This window comes from Dokdonia sp. R86516 (assembly GCF_044596715.1).
Taxonomy (GTDB): Bacteria; Bacteroidota; Bacteroidia; order Flavobacteriales; family Flavobacteriaceae; genus Dokdonia.
The window spans coordinates 1,831,870-1,846,845 of record NZ_CP138998.1 but is presented as its reverse complement, the minus strand read 5'-3'; the positions used below and the strand labels follow the sequence as shown (position 1 = coordinate 1,846,845).

At 37.7% G+C, this 14,976-nt stretch carries 12 protein-coding genes; 5 read left to right on the top strand and 7 right to left on the bottom strand.

Annotated elements, in window-relative coordinates; all coding sequences use genetic code 11:
* Positions 1–7: 7 nt before the first annotated feature.
* Entirely contained in the window at positions 8–1,786 is a 1,779-nt protein-coding gene (gene argS, locus SJY23_RS08370) for an arginine--tRNA ligase (RefSeq protein ID WP_396595998.1), read from the bottom strand.
* A gap of 177 nt (positions 1,787–1,963) precedes the next feature.
* Here argS and SJY23_RS08365 point away from each other — a divergent pair, with 177 nt between their 5' ends.
* Positions 1,964–2,395: a hypothetical protein gene (locus tag SJY23_RS08365; RefSeq protein WP_396595997.1), complete on the top strand. Its 432-nt coding sequence runs from the start codon at positions 1,964–1,966 to the stop codon at positions 2,393–2,395.
* A gap of 5 nt (positions 2,396–2,400) precedes the next feature.
* Positions 2,401–3,834 (top strand): SDR family oxidoreductase, encoded by a 1,434-nt coding sequence (locus SJY23_RS08360; protein WP_396595996.1) that lies wholly within the window; start codon positions 2,401–2,403, stop codon positions 3,832–3,834.
* A 309-nt stretch (positions 3,835–4,143) separates the two neighbouring features.
* Here the strand turns inward: SJY23_RS08360 and ctlX are convergent, their stop codons facing one another.
* The 4 genes from ctlX to trkA all read right to left on the bottom strand — a co-directional run bounded on the left by ctlX (position 4,144) and on the right by trkA (position 9,064).
* Entirely contained in the window at positions 4,144–5,082 is a 939-nt protein-coding gene (gene ctlX, locus SJY23_RS08355) for a citrulline utilization hydrolase CtlX (RefSeq protein WP_396595995.1), read from the bottom strand.
* 157 nt (positions 5,083–5,239) lie between these two features.
* Positions 5,240–6,214 (bottom strand): YpdA family putative bacillithiol disulfide reductase, encoded by a 975-nt coding sequence (locus SJY23_RS08350; RefSeq protein WP_396595994.1) that lies wholly within the window; start codon positions 6,212–6,214, stop codon positions 5,240–5,242.
* Positions 6,214–7,710 carry a TrkH family potassium uptake protein gene (locus tag SJY23_RS08345; RefSeq protein ID WP_035334363.1) on the bottom strand — a complete coding sequence of 499 codons (1,497 nt, stop codon included), beginning with the start codon at positions 7,708–7,710 and terminating at the stop codon, positions 6,214–6,216. Before SJY23_RS08345 ends, SJY23_RS08350 begins: the two co-directional genes overlap by 1 nt.
* A gap of 4 nt (positions 7,711–7,714) precedes the next feature.
* Positions 7,715–9,064: a Trk system potassium transporter TrkA gene (gene trkA, locus SJY23_RS08340; RefSeq protein WP_035334365.1), complete on the bottom strand. Its 1,350-nt coding sequence runs from the start codon at positions 9,062–9,064 to the stop codon at positions 7,715–7,717.
* Between the two features lie 250 nt (positions 9,065–9,314).
* Here trkA and ubiE point away from each other — a divergent pair, with 250 nt between their 5' ends.
* Both ubiE and SJY23_RS08330 read left to right on the top strand, forming a co-directional pair.
* Positions 9,315–10,043, top strand: coding sequence for a bifunctional demethylmenaquinone methyltransferase/2-methoxy-6-polyprenyl-1,4-benzoquinol methylase UbiE (gene ubiE, locus SJY23_RS08335; RefSeq protein ID WP_035334367.1), 729 nt, complete (start codon positions 9,315–9,317; stop codon positions 10,041–10,043).
* Positions 10,044–10,047: 4 nt separating this feature from the next.
* Positions 10,048–10,752: a porin family protein gene (locus SJY23_RS08330; RefSeq protein WP_035337822.1), complete on the top strand. Its 705-nt coding sequence runs from the start codon at positions 10,048–10,050 to the stop codon at positions 10,750–10,752.
* Positions 10,753–10,755: 3 nt separating this feature from the next.
* On the opposite strand, the gene SJY23_RS08325 is transcribed toward SJY23_RS08330, so the two are convergent.
* Positions 10,756–11,496 carry a TrmH family RNA methyltransferase gene (locus SJY23_RS08325; protein WP_396595993.1) on the bottom strand — a complete coding sequence of 247 codons (741 nt, stop codon included), beginning with the start codon at positions 11,494–11,496 and terminating at the stop codon, positions 10,756–10,758.
* Between the two features lie 37 nt (positions 11,497–11,533).
* Between SJY23_RS08325 and SJY23_RS08320 the strand changes: the two genes are divergently transcribed.
* Positions 11,534–14,104, top strand: a complete 2,571-nt coding sequence (locus SJY23_RS08320) for a BamA/TamA family outer membrane protein (RefSeq protein ID WP_396595992.1) — start codon at positions 11,534–11,536, stop codon at positions 14,102–14,104.
* A gap of 173 nt (positions 14,105–14,277) precedes the next feature.
* Here SJY23_RS08320 and SJY23_RS08315 read toward each other — a convergent pair whose 3' ends face one another.
* The gene (locus SJY23_RS08315; protein WP_396595991.1) at positions 14,278–14,838 is read right to left on the bottom strand and encodes a hypothetical protein; all 561 of its coding nucleotides are present in this window, start codon (positions 14,836–14,838) and stop codon (positions 14,278–14,280) included.
* Positions 14,839–14,976 lie beyond the last annotated feature (138 nt).

The window sequence follows — 14,976 nt, the reverse complement described above, 5'->3', positions numbered from 1 at the left end:
AGGAAAGTTACATACGCTCTGGAACGTCAATCCCAAGTAAGCTAAAGGCACTGTCTATGACCTGCCCTACTTCTTTACTTAGCGCTACACGGAAACTTTGATCCTCTATATTATCTGTACCTAGAATCTGTACTTGCTGGAAGAATGAGTTATATTCTTTTACTAAATCATAGGTATAGTTGGCTATGATTGCAGGGCTCTTCTGTGCTGCAGCCAGCTGTATGGTTGCTGGATATTCTTGTATGATTTTAAGTAATTCTTTTTCTTTAGGATGCAATGTTCTCTCTTGAGCAACATCCACAGGAACACCCATCTCCTTTGCTTTGCGCAAGATTGCTTGGATACGTACGTAAGTATATTGAATAAATGGACCTGTATTCCCTTGAAAGTCTACAGACTCCTTAGGATCAAATAAAATACGCTTCTTAGGATCTACTTTTAATATGTAATACTTAAGAGCTCCAAGACCTATCGTCTTATAAAGTGCTTTCTTCTCTTCTTCAGAATAGCCTTCTAGTTTACCTAATTCTTCAGAGATTTCGCCTGCTGTTTGTGCAACTTCGTTAATAAGATCATCTGCATCTACTACAGTTCCTTCACGAGATTTCATTTTTCCAGATGGAAGATCTACCATTCCATAACTTAGGTGAAATAGGTTCTCTGCCCAGTCGTATCCTAACTTTTTAAGTATCAAGAATAATACTTGGAAGTGATAATCTTGCTCATTACCTACTGTGTAAATCATACCGCCTACATCTGGATGGTCTTTTACACGTTGTATTGCAGTACCTATATCTTGCGTCATATATACCGCAGTACCATCTGCACGCAAAACAATTTTTCTATCTAGACCATCCTCTGTAAGGTCGCACCATACAGAACCATCTGGATCTTTCTCAAAAACTCCCTTTACAAGACCTTCTTCTATATTATCTTTTCCTAGAAGGTAAGTATTACTCTCATAGTAATAACTATCAAAATCTACTCCTATATTTTTATAGGTAACCTCAAATCCGTCATAAACCCATTGGTTCATCTTCTTCCACAAAGCAACAACCTCAGCATCTCCTGCCTCCCACTTGCGTAGCATTTCTTGAGCTTCAAGAATGAGCGGAGCTTCTTTCTTTGCTTCTTCTTCTGTTTTTCCAGCAGCAATTAAATCTGCTATTTGCTTTTTATATTCTTGATCAAACTTCACATAATAATTTCCGACCAACTTATCTCCTTTAAGACCTGTAGATTCTGGTGTCTCCCCATTACCAAAACGCTCCCAAGCGAGCATAGATTTACAAATATGAATTCCGCGATCATTAATAATCTGCGTTTTATACACTTTTGATCCTGCAGCTTTAATAATTTCAGACACAGAGTATCCTAGTAATACATTACGCACGTGACCTAAGTGAAGTGGCTTATTTGTGTTAGGTGATGAGTACTCCACCATTACTGCCTTTCCAAACTCTGGTGTTCTTCCAAAATTTTCGGCTGCTTGTATATCTGCAAATGAAGACATGTAAAAGCTATCTGCAATCACAAGATTCAAGAAACCTTTAACCACATTAAATGCAGTGATCTCTGCCACATTCTCCACAAGGTATTCCCCTATTTGTGTGCCTATTTGCACAGGGTTCCCTTTTACCACTCTAAGCATCGGGAAGACTACCACCGTAATATCTCCTTCAAATTCTTTCCGCGTTGCTTGAAATTCCACTTCAGGAAGCGTTGCGTTGAATAGTTGGCTTACTGCCGTTTTTACGTGAGTTTCAATGGTAGATTGTAAAGACATAGATTCTTAATGATTGGTACTGGTTGGGTTTGTTACGCTTTCGCGAAAGCGTAATAGAAACATTTATAATACGTAAAAATCCCCTATTTACGGGTATTACGTGAAGCACAAAGATATGTGAAAATTGAAAGTTAGCGCACAGAATCCATAGCGAAACTCGTATCTTTAAAAGAAAAAATGCTATTAAATGTATCTTACAACAACCCAGATGTAAAACGCAAAATAGACGCCGAGGTGGGTGAAGCCTTTGGACTACGCGAGCGCATCAAACAAGGCGGCATAGGAATAGGCCACCTAGTGATCACAGAATCAAGTGTACAGATTCAAAATTTTCTTGCACTAGATAAATATCGCAACAAATGCAACATAGAGTTGCGACCACGAGGAATTATCGTAGGCTTTAGAGCATTGCTAGACAGTTATGCGCTCATAATTCCGTACTGGAAATTAAACCTCTACAAAGGACGCGCTGAGGAATACAGTATCTATCGTGACAACTATTTTATTAAGATAGAGGCAAAATCAAAGGATAAAAAAGTACACAACTTTATCAAACGCATTCTTCAAGAAAAAGCTGCACAAGCTCCTACTAACATAGACGATCTTTAAACCTTATGAAAATCTTACTCACAGGAGCAAATGGCTATATCGGGATGCGCCTACTCTCCATGTTACTAGAAGCAAAACACGAGGTTATTTGCGCGGTGCGTAATGAAGCCAGACTTTCTGTATCAAAAAAAATAAGAGAGCAAATCACCGTTGTAGAAATTGACTTTCTAGATGAACCAGATATTTCAAAAATACCTGTAGATATAGATGCGGCTTATTACTTGCTCCACTCTATGAGCTCAAGTACATCAGATTTTGACGAGAAAGAAGAACTTTCGGCAATAAATTTTAATAAGTACATCGCTCCCACAAATTGCAAGCAAGTCATTTATCTAGGCGGTATCGCAAATGACAAAACACTAAGTAAGCACTTAAAATCGAGACAAAATGTAGAGACTACATTACGCAAAGGTAAAGCTGCGCTTACCGTATTAAGAGCAGGAATTATAGTAGGTTCTGGAAGCTCATCTTTTGAAATCATAAGAGATTTATGTGAGAAGTTACCGGTGATGATTACCCCAAAATGGGTGCAAACCAAATGCCAACCTATAGCCATACGTAATGTGATGCAATACCTCACAGGCGTACTAGGTAACGAGCAAACGTATAATGACCAGTTTGACATAGGAGGTCCAGATGTGCTCACGTATCGCGACATGATGCAGCGATATGCAAAAGTGCGCGGCTTGAAATTATATATACTGACCGTACCAGTCATGAGTCCAAAAATATCCTCTTACTGGTTATATTTTATAACCTCTACATCTTATAAACTCGCGCTCAATCTTGTAGATAGCATGAAAATAGAAGTAGTCTCAAAAGATACTAGGCTGCAAGATTTACTACAAATAACACCTATTTCTTATGAGGAGGCTATTAATTTGGCTTTCGCCAAAATTGAACAAAACCAAGTAGCCAGCTCGTGGAAAGATAGCCTCGTAAGTGGCCGACTCAAAACGAATCTAGAAGAATACATACAGGTACCCACATATGGATGCCTTAAAGACAGGCAGACTATACGGCTCAAAGACAGAGAACTCGCTCTGGAAAATATCTGGGCAATAGGTGGTGATAGAGGCTGGTATTATGCAGACTGGCTCTGGAAAATACGAGGGTATATAGACAAACTTGCAGGTGGAGTAGGCTTGCGCCGTGGAAGAACACATAGCAATAAAATTTACACAGGTGACGTACTTGACTTCTGGAGAGTACTACTCGCAAGTAGAGAAGAACCTAGACTGCTACTCTTTGCCGAAATGAGAGTGCCTGGCGAAGCCTGGCTAGAGTTTACTATAGATGAAAACGACGTATTGCATCAAACAGCAACCTTTAGACCTAAAGGGTTGTTTGGCCGGCTATACTGGTATAGCATGCTGCCTTTTCACTACTTTATTTTTGGAGGTATGATTAGAAATATAGCTACTAAAAGATTTAAGTAGCATATAAAAAAGGCGTACTAGAAAAAGTATAATTGAAAGATTATATGGTTCCTTTTTAAATCCTACTAAAAAAAATTACCTGTACTGCTTGCGCAGTTAAATTATAAAAATGAAAACTACAAACATTTTTAAAATTGCTACTTTCAAAACTTATATCCAGAACGCCTATATGATAAATATAACGTCTTATTTTTTAAAAACCAATGATTCATCAATGCTTTAGATGAACGACACAATGTTCATTCATAAAATAAGATAAACCATAGATTTTACAACTAGCCGCCTTCATGAAGCAGCTATGAGATATTACTATTTCTTAGGTAGAAAAACTTCTGCCATCATGCAACGGGCACTACCACCTCCACAAGTCTCAATAGTACCCAAGTCACTACTTAATATTTTACTGTGTCTTTCTATCTTCTTTACCTGATCTGAAGTAAGGCTTTGATGTGCATCTGCACTCATCACAAGATACTTGTTATCATCTGCCCCTAATACTTGAAGCATGTTCCCAGCAAAGTGATGCATTTGATCTTCTGTGATTGCTATAATCTCTTTGTTAGTTGCTTTTAAATGCTTCAGCACATTTTTACGCTCCTTCTTATCATCTATAGTATCAAGACAAATCACACAAAACTCTTCTGCAAGACACATCATCACATTAGTGTGATAGATAGGAAGACGCTCTCCGTTTACAGTTTGATTTGCCGTAAAAACAATAGGAGTATATTCAAAATCCTCACAGAATTCTATAAAAAGTTGCTCATCTGCTCTTGCAGATAGTGCGCAATATGCGCGCTCATTCTGGCGATCCATTAAAATACTTCCAGTACCTTCTAAGAAAAAATCTTCCTCTTCTGCCTCTGTGTAGTCTATGACATTGTTAATTTGAAAACCTTCTTTCTCAAGACGCACAAGTACTTCTTCTCTGCGCTCTCTTCTTCTATTTTCGGCAAACATTGGGTATAATGCAACATCACCATTCTCATGAAAAGAAACCCAGTTATTAGGGAATACAGAATCTGGAGTATTACCCTCCTTATCATCATTTTCAACAATAACATTTACTCCTACAAATCTTAGTTTAGCTACAAAATCATCAAACTCTTGTTGTGCTTTTGCATTAATCTCATCATTTTTAATACTAAGATCCTCTTGAAAATAATTATTTACTGCTGTTTCCTCATTCATTCTAAACTGGATGGGGCGAATCATTAAGATAGTATTGGTTATTTGTCGTAATGCCATGAGTGTATAATCTTTAGGTTAAAAGTAGCGCATGAGTCGCTTAGAAATTAAAAATTCTATATCGATTGCGAAGTTAATTTGAAACTTGATTAAGTAGCGTGATTTGGTTTACTTTTTTTTCAAAAAGCTTAAGAAAGGAATAACAGCAAAAGTAGCTCTAAAGCTTAGTTGCTAAATGCTCCATAATCATCTCTGCATGTACTCGAGTATTTTCAATAAAAAATCTACTGGTCTTGAGACCTCCAGCAGCTACACCGGCAATAAAGACATTTTTAAGAGGGGTCTCTAAGGTTTCTTCATTATAAATAGGAGTCTTATACTCATCACTCCCTATTGGTAGATTTAATTTCTGAAAGAGCTTGTAGTTAGGTTTGTAACCTATCATTGCAAGCACAAAATCGTTCTCTATAGCAACTAAGCCTTCTGGAGTCTTAATCGTGACTTCTCTCTCAGTGATATCAACAACCTCTGAGTTAAAGTGCGCGTTTATTGAACCTTCCTTAATTCGGTTCTCGATATTAGGTTTGATCCAATATTTTGTTCGGCTATTTATTTCTGATCCACGTACCACCATGGTAACCTTGGCTCCTTTATAATAGGTTTCTAGTGCTACGTCGCAAGCGGAGTTTGCTGCACCTATCACAACCACATGCTGATCTACATATGGGTGCGGACTGTCATAAAAATACTTGACTTTAGGCAGCTCTGCACCCGGCACATTGAGCTCTCTAGGTATATCATAAAAGCCAGTTGAAACAACGACTGTCTTGGTAAAAACATCACCCTTGCCCGTTACGATTTCATAACCACCGTCTTTTGGAGTCATTTTTTCTACAGCAGTATATAAGCTCACATTGAGCTTATACGTTTCTAATACTCTACGGTAGTACTCTAGTGATTCTTTCCGAGTTGGCTTATCACGATCTGACACAAAAGGCACCTCTCCTATTTCTAGAAGTTCTGAGGTGCTAAAAAAAGTCATGTTTTCAGGAAAATTATATAAAGAATTTACCAGCACTCCTTTTTCAACTATGATATAATTGAGTCCTTTTTTTTGCGCAGCGATTCCACAAGCAAGACCTATGGGACCAGCTCCTATGATGACGAGATCGTATGATGATTTATCTAACATTATCTATTTCTCCAGAAAAATGGGGTTAATAAAATAAGTACTGTAAATAACTCTAAACGCCCTATGAGCATTAAAAATGCCATCCACCATTTTCCTCCTAGTGGTAGCCATCCATAATTATCTACTGGACCTAGACCTCCAAAGGCAGGACCTACGTTTCCTAGCGCAGAGGCTGCGCCTCCTAATGCGGTTCTAAAATCTAGTCCCATTGATGCTAGCACGCTAGCTCCTATAATCCACGATAGCATGTAGAGTATAAAGAAGGCAAGTATATTAAAAATGATAGACCTATCTACAGATTTTGTATTGTAACGTACAGGTAATATTGCGTTAGGATGCAACGTTCTTTTAAACTCTACAAGCGCATTACGTATGGTAAGTAAATGCCTCACCACCTTAATCCCTCCAGAAGTAGAACCTGCAGAACCTCCCAGAAACATTAACCCAAAAAAGATTACAGTAAGAAATGGGGTCCACATGGTATAATCTGCAGTGATAAAACCTGTAGTTGTAATCACTGCAAGCACTTGAAATAAAGCGTGACGCACAGATGCTTCTGCTTTACCCCATACCATGGGATGATCTATACTAGATAGCCCTAGGTCTACATTAAAGTAAATCACCAAAGAAGCAATAATTCCAAATCCAAATACAAATGCCATATAAAGACGAAACTCCTCATCTCTAAATATTTTCTGAATTCTGCCTTTAAAAGCAAAGTAACTAAGTACAAAGTTAGTACCCGCAAGAAGCATAAAAAAGATTATTATGTATTGGATAAGCGGCTTGTCATTCCAGTATGCAACACTTGCGTTTTTAGTAGAGAAACCACCTGTAGACAAGGTACTTAACGCATGATTAATTGCGTCAAAAAATGACATCCCCGCAAGTTTTAGTAAGATAGTTTCAATCACTGTAAAACTCACATAAATCAACCAGAGACGCTTTGCAGTATCAGTGATTCTTGGGTGAAGTTTATCTGCGCTAGGCCCTGGAGCTTCGGCAGCAAATAATTGCATTCCACCTATTCCTAGTAGTGGCAATATTGCTATTGCAAGAACTATAATTCCCATTCCCCCTATCCAGTGTGTCATAGAACGCCAGAACAAAATACTCTTGGGCAATGTTTCTATCTCATTTAAAATAGTCGCTCCCGTAGTCGTATAACCACTTATAGTTTCAAAAAAAGCATTTGTAATACCCGGTATAGCACCTGAAAAAAGGTAAGGCAGCATACCGCTTAGTGACATAAATAACCATCCAAAGGTCACAATAATATATCCTTCACGCTTCTTAACTTCTTTCTCATGCCCTCTAGTAATGAACATGAGCAACATACCCACAAACGAAGTAATCAAAGCCGCAGCAGATACTTCTAGCATTACACCATCTTTGGTTATAAAACTCACAAGCGCTGCTATAAGCATAAAGCCACCATTAAATAACAGTAGCACACCCATTAAATGAAATATAATCTTGTAATTAAGTTTAGGCATGGGGCTAGATAAACATTTCTTCTACTTTCTTAATAGATCGTGGTAAACAGCATACCACCACGCGATCTCCTACTTCTATTCTAAAATCCCCAAGTGCTATAAGGCCTTGATCATTACGCACAACTCCTGCAATGGTTGCAGAGCGAGGAAAATCTATATCTCTAATGCGCTTACCTTGTACCGCAGAAGAACCTTTTACAATAAACTCCAGCAGCTCAGCATTCATATTATTGAGCTTTGTCATTGCAACCACCTCTCCTTTACGGATGTATCTAAATATATTATTTGCTGCAAGTAGCTTTTTATTAATCAAAGTATCGATACCTATACTCTGTGAGAGCTGGAAGTAATCCATATTTTCTACCAGTGCAATCGTTTTTTGAACACCTTTAGACTTAGCAACTAGACATGACATAATATTAGTCTCACTATCACCTGTAACAGAGATAAAGGCATCCATGTCGTGTATATTTTCTTCATCTAGCAGTTCTACATTACGTCCATCACCATTAATGATTAATGCTTTAGGATGCAAATCTGCAAGATCTATTGCTTTGTCACGGTTTTTTTCAACTAGCTTGACATTAAACTTATCACTACAAAGATATCTAGCAGTTTTAGATCCTATCTGACTGCCTCCTAAAATCATTACATTTTTGATTTTCTGGCGCACCTTACCCGTTAGCTTGTAAATTTCTTCAACGCCTCCTTTTACAGTTACAAAATAGATATGATCACCTTCTTTAAAGATAGTATCTCCCCTAGGTATGAGTGTATACTGAGTTCCTACGCGTTGAATCGCAATAGGCATAAAGTGTAGTTTTGGAAAAATCTTTGCAGCTTCTTTAACGCTTTTACCCACAAAAGAGGCCGTGCGTGATAAAGTAGTACCTACCATTGTAAGAGCACCATTATCAAACTCAAAACTATCTGAAAAACCACTTTGATTGAGTAATAATTCAATCTCACTCGCGGCTAGACTCTCTGGCGATATCAACTCATCGATACCAAACTTTTGAAAACCAGCAAGATCTTTGTGCTTTATAAACTCTGTATTAGAGATACGAGCAATAGTTCGCTTTGCGCCTAGCTGCTTTGCAAGTACACAGACAGTAATATTAGTCGTTTCACTAGCAGTTACCGCAATAAGTAGATCTACACCATCTACGCGAGAGTCTTGCAATATCGCTATGGAGGTTGCATCACCCTTGATTGTCCTAATATCCAGATGTGTATCTGCATAAGAAAGACTTTCTCTATCGGTATCAATTAAGGTAATATCTTGAGATTCGTAAGAGAGTAATTTAGCTAAGTGAAAGCCTACTTCCCCTGCTCCTGCAATGATTATTTTCATAAATGGGTGTGCTCAAAAATGCCTACAAAGATAATACTTTGATAACCGATTAAAAAAATGCAGCCGTTAATCCTTTGACCGACTCCTATTTATTGGTGCGCTTTCGCGAAAATTTGAACACATTTCTTTAAAAAGCACATCATGGACACTATAAAAGGTCACAATTATAGTTTAATATGCATCATCAAAATGACCTTAGGTGAGGTTAATCACATTTTGGCGAAAGCCTTATCTTTGTAAAAAAAAGGCAATGTCTAAGAAAGTAACACCCTATAAGTCTTCTGAGCAATCAAAAAAAGATCAGGTCGAGCAAATGTTTGACAATATCTCTGGAGAATATGATGGGCTTAACCGTGTCATCTCTTTTGGTATCGATGTAAAGTGGCGTAAAAAAGTAGTACAACTAGTTGCAGATACAAACCCAACTTCTATTCTTGATATTGCAACAGGAACTGGAGACCTCATCATTAATATGGCTAGTACAAATGCTAGCAAGCTAGTAGGCCTTGATATTTCTGAAGGAATGCTCTCTGTAGGTAGAAAAAAGATAGCTTCAAAAAAACTAGATAGCCGCATCGAGATGATGCAGGCAGATAGTGAGAATATGCCCTTTGAAGACAGCAGCTTTGACGCAATCACGGTCGCCTTTGGGGTGCGCAACTTTGAAACACTAGAAAAAGGCCTTGCCGAAATTTTACGTGTACTTAAACCAGGTGGCATCTTTGTGATATTAGAAACCTCTGTACCTACAAAAACACCTTTTAAACAAGGGTATAATTTTCACTCTAAAGTAATCTTACCTACCGTGGGTAAATTGTTTTCTAAAGATAAGAACGCTTACGGTTATCTAAGCGAAAGTGCAAATGCATTTCCTTTTGGCGAGAAACTAAACAATATTTTACGTAAAATTGGGTTTAAAGACGTGCAACATAAACCCCAAACCTTTGGAGTTGCAACAATTTATACTGCTACAAAATAATTTTATGCGTACATACATTGCTGTAATAGCACTTGTTTTAAGTTTCTCAACGGCCCAAGGTCAATGGCTCTCTAGAGCACGAGTTCAGAACGATCAAAATTTTGACAAAAAACCAATCTCTTGGGGATACTACTTTGGAATAAACTCCATGGATTATAATTTTGACTACCAGACAGATCAAGAAGATATTCAAGTAGAGCGTTCTGTAGGATTCAATGTAGGTATCGTGGGTGATCTTAGACTTTCTGAGTTTATAAGTTTACGCACAGAACCTGGACTCGTTTACACACAACGTAACTTAATGTATGCTCCAGATGCTCGTTTTGACAATGAAAGCGATTTACTAAGAGAAGTACCATCTACCTACATCTATCTCCCGCTTGCTCTTAAATTTAATACGAGAAGACTTAATAATGTGCGTCCTTACGTTCAGTTTGGGGTCGCTGCGGTTACTAACTTATCTAGTAACGAGCAAAACCCAGATGACAACTTTGCAGGACAGTTCCGTACTACTTCAAATCCTTTCTTTTATGAGATGGCTATAGGCGTAGAGCTCTACCTCTACTACTTTAAGTTTATCCCAAGCATAAAAGGAGTATTTGCAACCTCTGACGAGCTTGTAAGAGACAACAGCCCAAACAGCCCGTGGACAGGTAATATCAACAAAATGCAAACACGAGGAGTATTTTTAAACTTTACTTTCCAGTAAGGTTTACCCTCGCTTAAATTCGCTCAGGCAGATTGCAGTTGCAGTTGCTACATTGAGACTTTCGGTCGCTTGCACTTCTCCAAATCTTGGTATGGCAATACGATTAGATACAAGATCTTCTATCTCTCTAGAAATCCCATTTGCCTCGTTACCCATGATGATAATCCCTTCTTGCGGCAAACTTGTCGCATAAATATTTGTACCATCCATAAAAGTCCCAAAGACTTTTCTGCTATCACTTTCAAGATATTCCTCTAGATGTGTATACACGACATTTACTCTTGTTAATGAGCCCATAGTAGCCTGCACCACTTTAGGATTATAACAATCTACGGTTCCTATAGAACACACCAGTTGCTTGATCCCAAACCAATCACACAAACGTATAATCGTTCCTAGATTACCTGGATCTCGCACATCATCTAGCAACAAGGTAAGCCCAGATCTATCTAACTCTGCAGCCTCTGGCATTCTAAAAGTTGCCATTGCTTTTTGGGCAGTTTTTAAGAACGTGATTTTCTTTAAATCTGCCGCGCTTACTTCCTGTACTATCGCCTGATTTTTGTTTTGTAACGCTTTCGCGAAAGCGGAAACATCTTCTGCATATAGTTCTACAAGTTCTAAGTCCGAATGGAGCAGCTCATGTACCACCTTAATTCCCTCAGCCACAAAGACACGCTCACGCTGTCTGTACTTTTTTTGACCTAAACTCGTTATTCGTTTGATTGTATTTTTGCTTACCACGATTAAGATGTACTTTTGAGATGATGAAAACGCCCTTTTGAAAAAGACTTTTACAAAAATATCACTAATTCTGCTAGTGGCGGTGTTTCTATTAGGTTGTGACGCAACAAAGCGCGTACCAGACGATGGACATCTACTCACAGAAAACACCATTTATGATGGTGATAAGAAAGTAAGTGAGAGCCGCCTTTATAATTTTCTTTACCAGAAACCCAATACTACGCTACCAGGCTTAGGAATTCCGCTGCGACTTTATATTTACAATCTTGCGAGACCTAACATAGATTCTGTACTCGATGCACAAAGAGCAGCGAGCAAAGATAAATTTACCTTCTGGGAACGCGTACTTTCTCGCAAGCAAGTAGAAGCTGCCCGTAACTTTAAAAAGAGCATCAACACAGGGATTAAAAAAACCGGTGAAGCTCCTGCTATTGTCACAGATGCAATCACTCAAAAATCTGCACAACGTCTCAATTCTTACTACGTAAACAATGGCTACTTTAATGCTACTGTGGATTATGAAATTAAAAAAGACAGCAACCAGCGCGCCAGTGTAGATTATAAGGTAAGTAAGCGTAAACCTTATTATTTAGATAGCATAAAACCTATTATAGCCTCCCCAGTAGCAGACTCTATATACCAAGCACACAAAAAAGCTTCACTTTTAAAACCTGGCGCACGCTATGCAACGAGTAATATTAATGCCGAAACACAACGTCTTACAGAACTCTTTAGAAACAATGGCTTGTATCATTTTGAGTCAGAATATATACGCCTCGTAGGAGATACCGTAAACACAAATCATAAAGCCAACTTAGAGTACATTATAGATAACCCTACAGAAAACATCAACGACTCGATTTATGAAGTACCGTTTAAAGTTCACAATGTTTCTGAAGTAAATATTATTACAGATTACAGTTATGCCAATAGAGACAAACCATTTAATGACTCCTTAGTAAAAGATGGTTTTAAGATCTATGCTTATGATAAAATAAATTACAGACCTAAGGCCCTCACAGATATTATCCCTCTTAAACCAGGCGATATTTATAAAGATAGAGATCGCATCCAGAGTTTAAGCAGACTAAGTAGACTTGGCACTTTTAAATACCCAAGTATTCAATACATGGAAGACCCTGCAGATAGCACAAGGTCTGATCTTATTGCAAGCATAAGACTCTCCCCTCTTGAAAAATATAAATTGAGAGCAGACTTTGACGTCTCTACTTCAAACATTCAAGATTTTGGGATTGCGGGATTTGGATCTTTATTGATACGTAATATCTTTAGAGGTGCCGAAACCTTAGAAATTTCTGCTCGTGGAAGCCTTGGAGCATCAGACGATGCTGCAAATCCTGATGATAGTTTTTTCAATATTTCAGAAATAGGTGCAGATGTAAGACTCACATTCCCTCGTATTTTTTTCCCAGTGAGTACAAGCGCTCTCATTCCAGCCGAATGGCAACCTAACACTCGCTTTAATCTTGGTATAGGAGTACAACAAAACATAGGTCTTGATAAACAAACGGTAACCGCGGGACTTACCTACAACTGGAGTCCATCGTGGAAACGCAGCTTTAGTGTAGACCTCATCAATGCTCAATATGTGCGCAACCTAAACCCTAATAATTATTTTAATATCTATAGAAATAGTTATGAAGATCTCAATACCATCGCACGCAATAATGAAGCAAATATCAACCCCGGATATTTTATAACCGATGAAAATGGCGATAGAAATCTTTCTATACCCACAGGAGCAGAGCAGTTTATAAATGACGTAAACCGTAGCCAAGTAGACAATCTAGTACAAGACGATATAGATGATATACGTGCTATAGGAGAACGCCAAGAGCGACTTACAGAAGATAATCTTATTGTATCCTTAAATATATCACACACTTATGACAATAGGGAAAATCTGTTTGATGAAACCTTTAGCCGCCTCAGAACTCGTGTGGAACTTGCTGGTAATGCGCTAGCACTTGCCGGAGGAATTGCAAACACAGAGAAAAACGAAGATGGAAACAAAAGCCTTTTTGGTGTTGTGTATTCTCAGTACGTAAAAACAGAAATAGAATACTCACGTCACTGGGATCTGGGAGGAAATAACATCATTGCAGCAAGAGCCTTTGGCGGTATTGCAATTCCTTACGGTAACTCTACGAGCATCCCTTTTATACGTAGTTTTTTTGGTGGAGGCTCTAACGACAACAGAGCATGGAGAGCTTATGATCTAGGCCCTGGAAGCAGTGGCAGCCCAAATGAATTTAATGAAGCAAACATGAAACTTGCCTTCAATCTTGAGTACCGTTTTGATTTAATAGGTCCTATTGAAGGAGCGCTATTTACAGACGCCGGAAATATCTGGAATGTTTTTGATAATGTAGAAGACCCTAGATCGCGCTTTAATAATATCGCTAGTTTAAAAGATCTTGCGGTAGGCTCAGGTTTTGGACTCAGGTGGGATTTTGACTTTTTTGCCCTTCGCTTTGATGTCGGCTTTAAATCTTACAACCCAGCACTCCCAGAAGGTGATCGCTGGTTTAAGGAATACAACTTCTCAAATGCAGTTTACAACGTGGGGATTAATTATCCTTTCTAGTAACCCCTCCATCTTCTTATTATTTACTCTAGAATATTATGGAGAGTTTCTATTGCTTTTTTTCGCTTTCGCGAAAATGTGAAAGAAAGAATAGGAGTTCAACAATGAAATTATAGCTTTGTTAAAGCTTTCATAGCTAGTGCTTAGTAAGGAAAAATCATGCTAATTTATATTCACTTACTAATTGGCAACTCTATTCTTTCATTAAAAACTAATTCAATTTTGTTTTGTAACTCAGCTACTTTTAATGTCAATTTAGTATTTTCTTGGACATTTTCTATTGAAATAAATTTAAGATTTTTATTCTCCTGAAATATTTTAGGTGCATTATCAGAACCAAATACTAATCTAAATGATTTTTCATAGGAATTAAAAGATAAACTAGAATCTGTGTATGGGAAGAAAAAAAATGTATCAGATGTAATTGCTAAGTGTGTTCTATTAAATCCAAAACTGATACGTTCTTTATCAAAATTCTCTAATAATTTTAGAAAGCTTGGTCTGCCCCCACTTATTTCACACTTCAATTCTGGATAAAAAGTCACAATACTTTCCTCAATGACTTTATAATGTTTACTCCATCTTTTTTGAATTTTGAAATTAATATAATCCATTATAAAAAATCCAAAGAACGAACCAATGCTTCCTAAAATTCCAATAGAATTTTTTCGACTTTTGAATTCGGATTTAAGAAACCCAGGTAATGTTTTATTTACAAAAAATTGATTTTCCATAATTACAAAATAGACTTACACGTAAAATGATTATCGCACTTTAATTTAAAGGATATTTGTTTTCTTTCTACTCACTACTCTAAATATACACTTATTTACGAACCACCCTCTAAAAAGGCTAAGGTCTTAAACTCATCT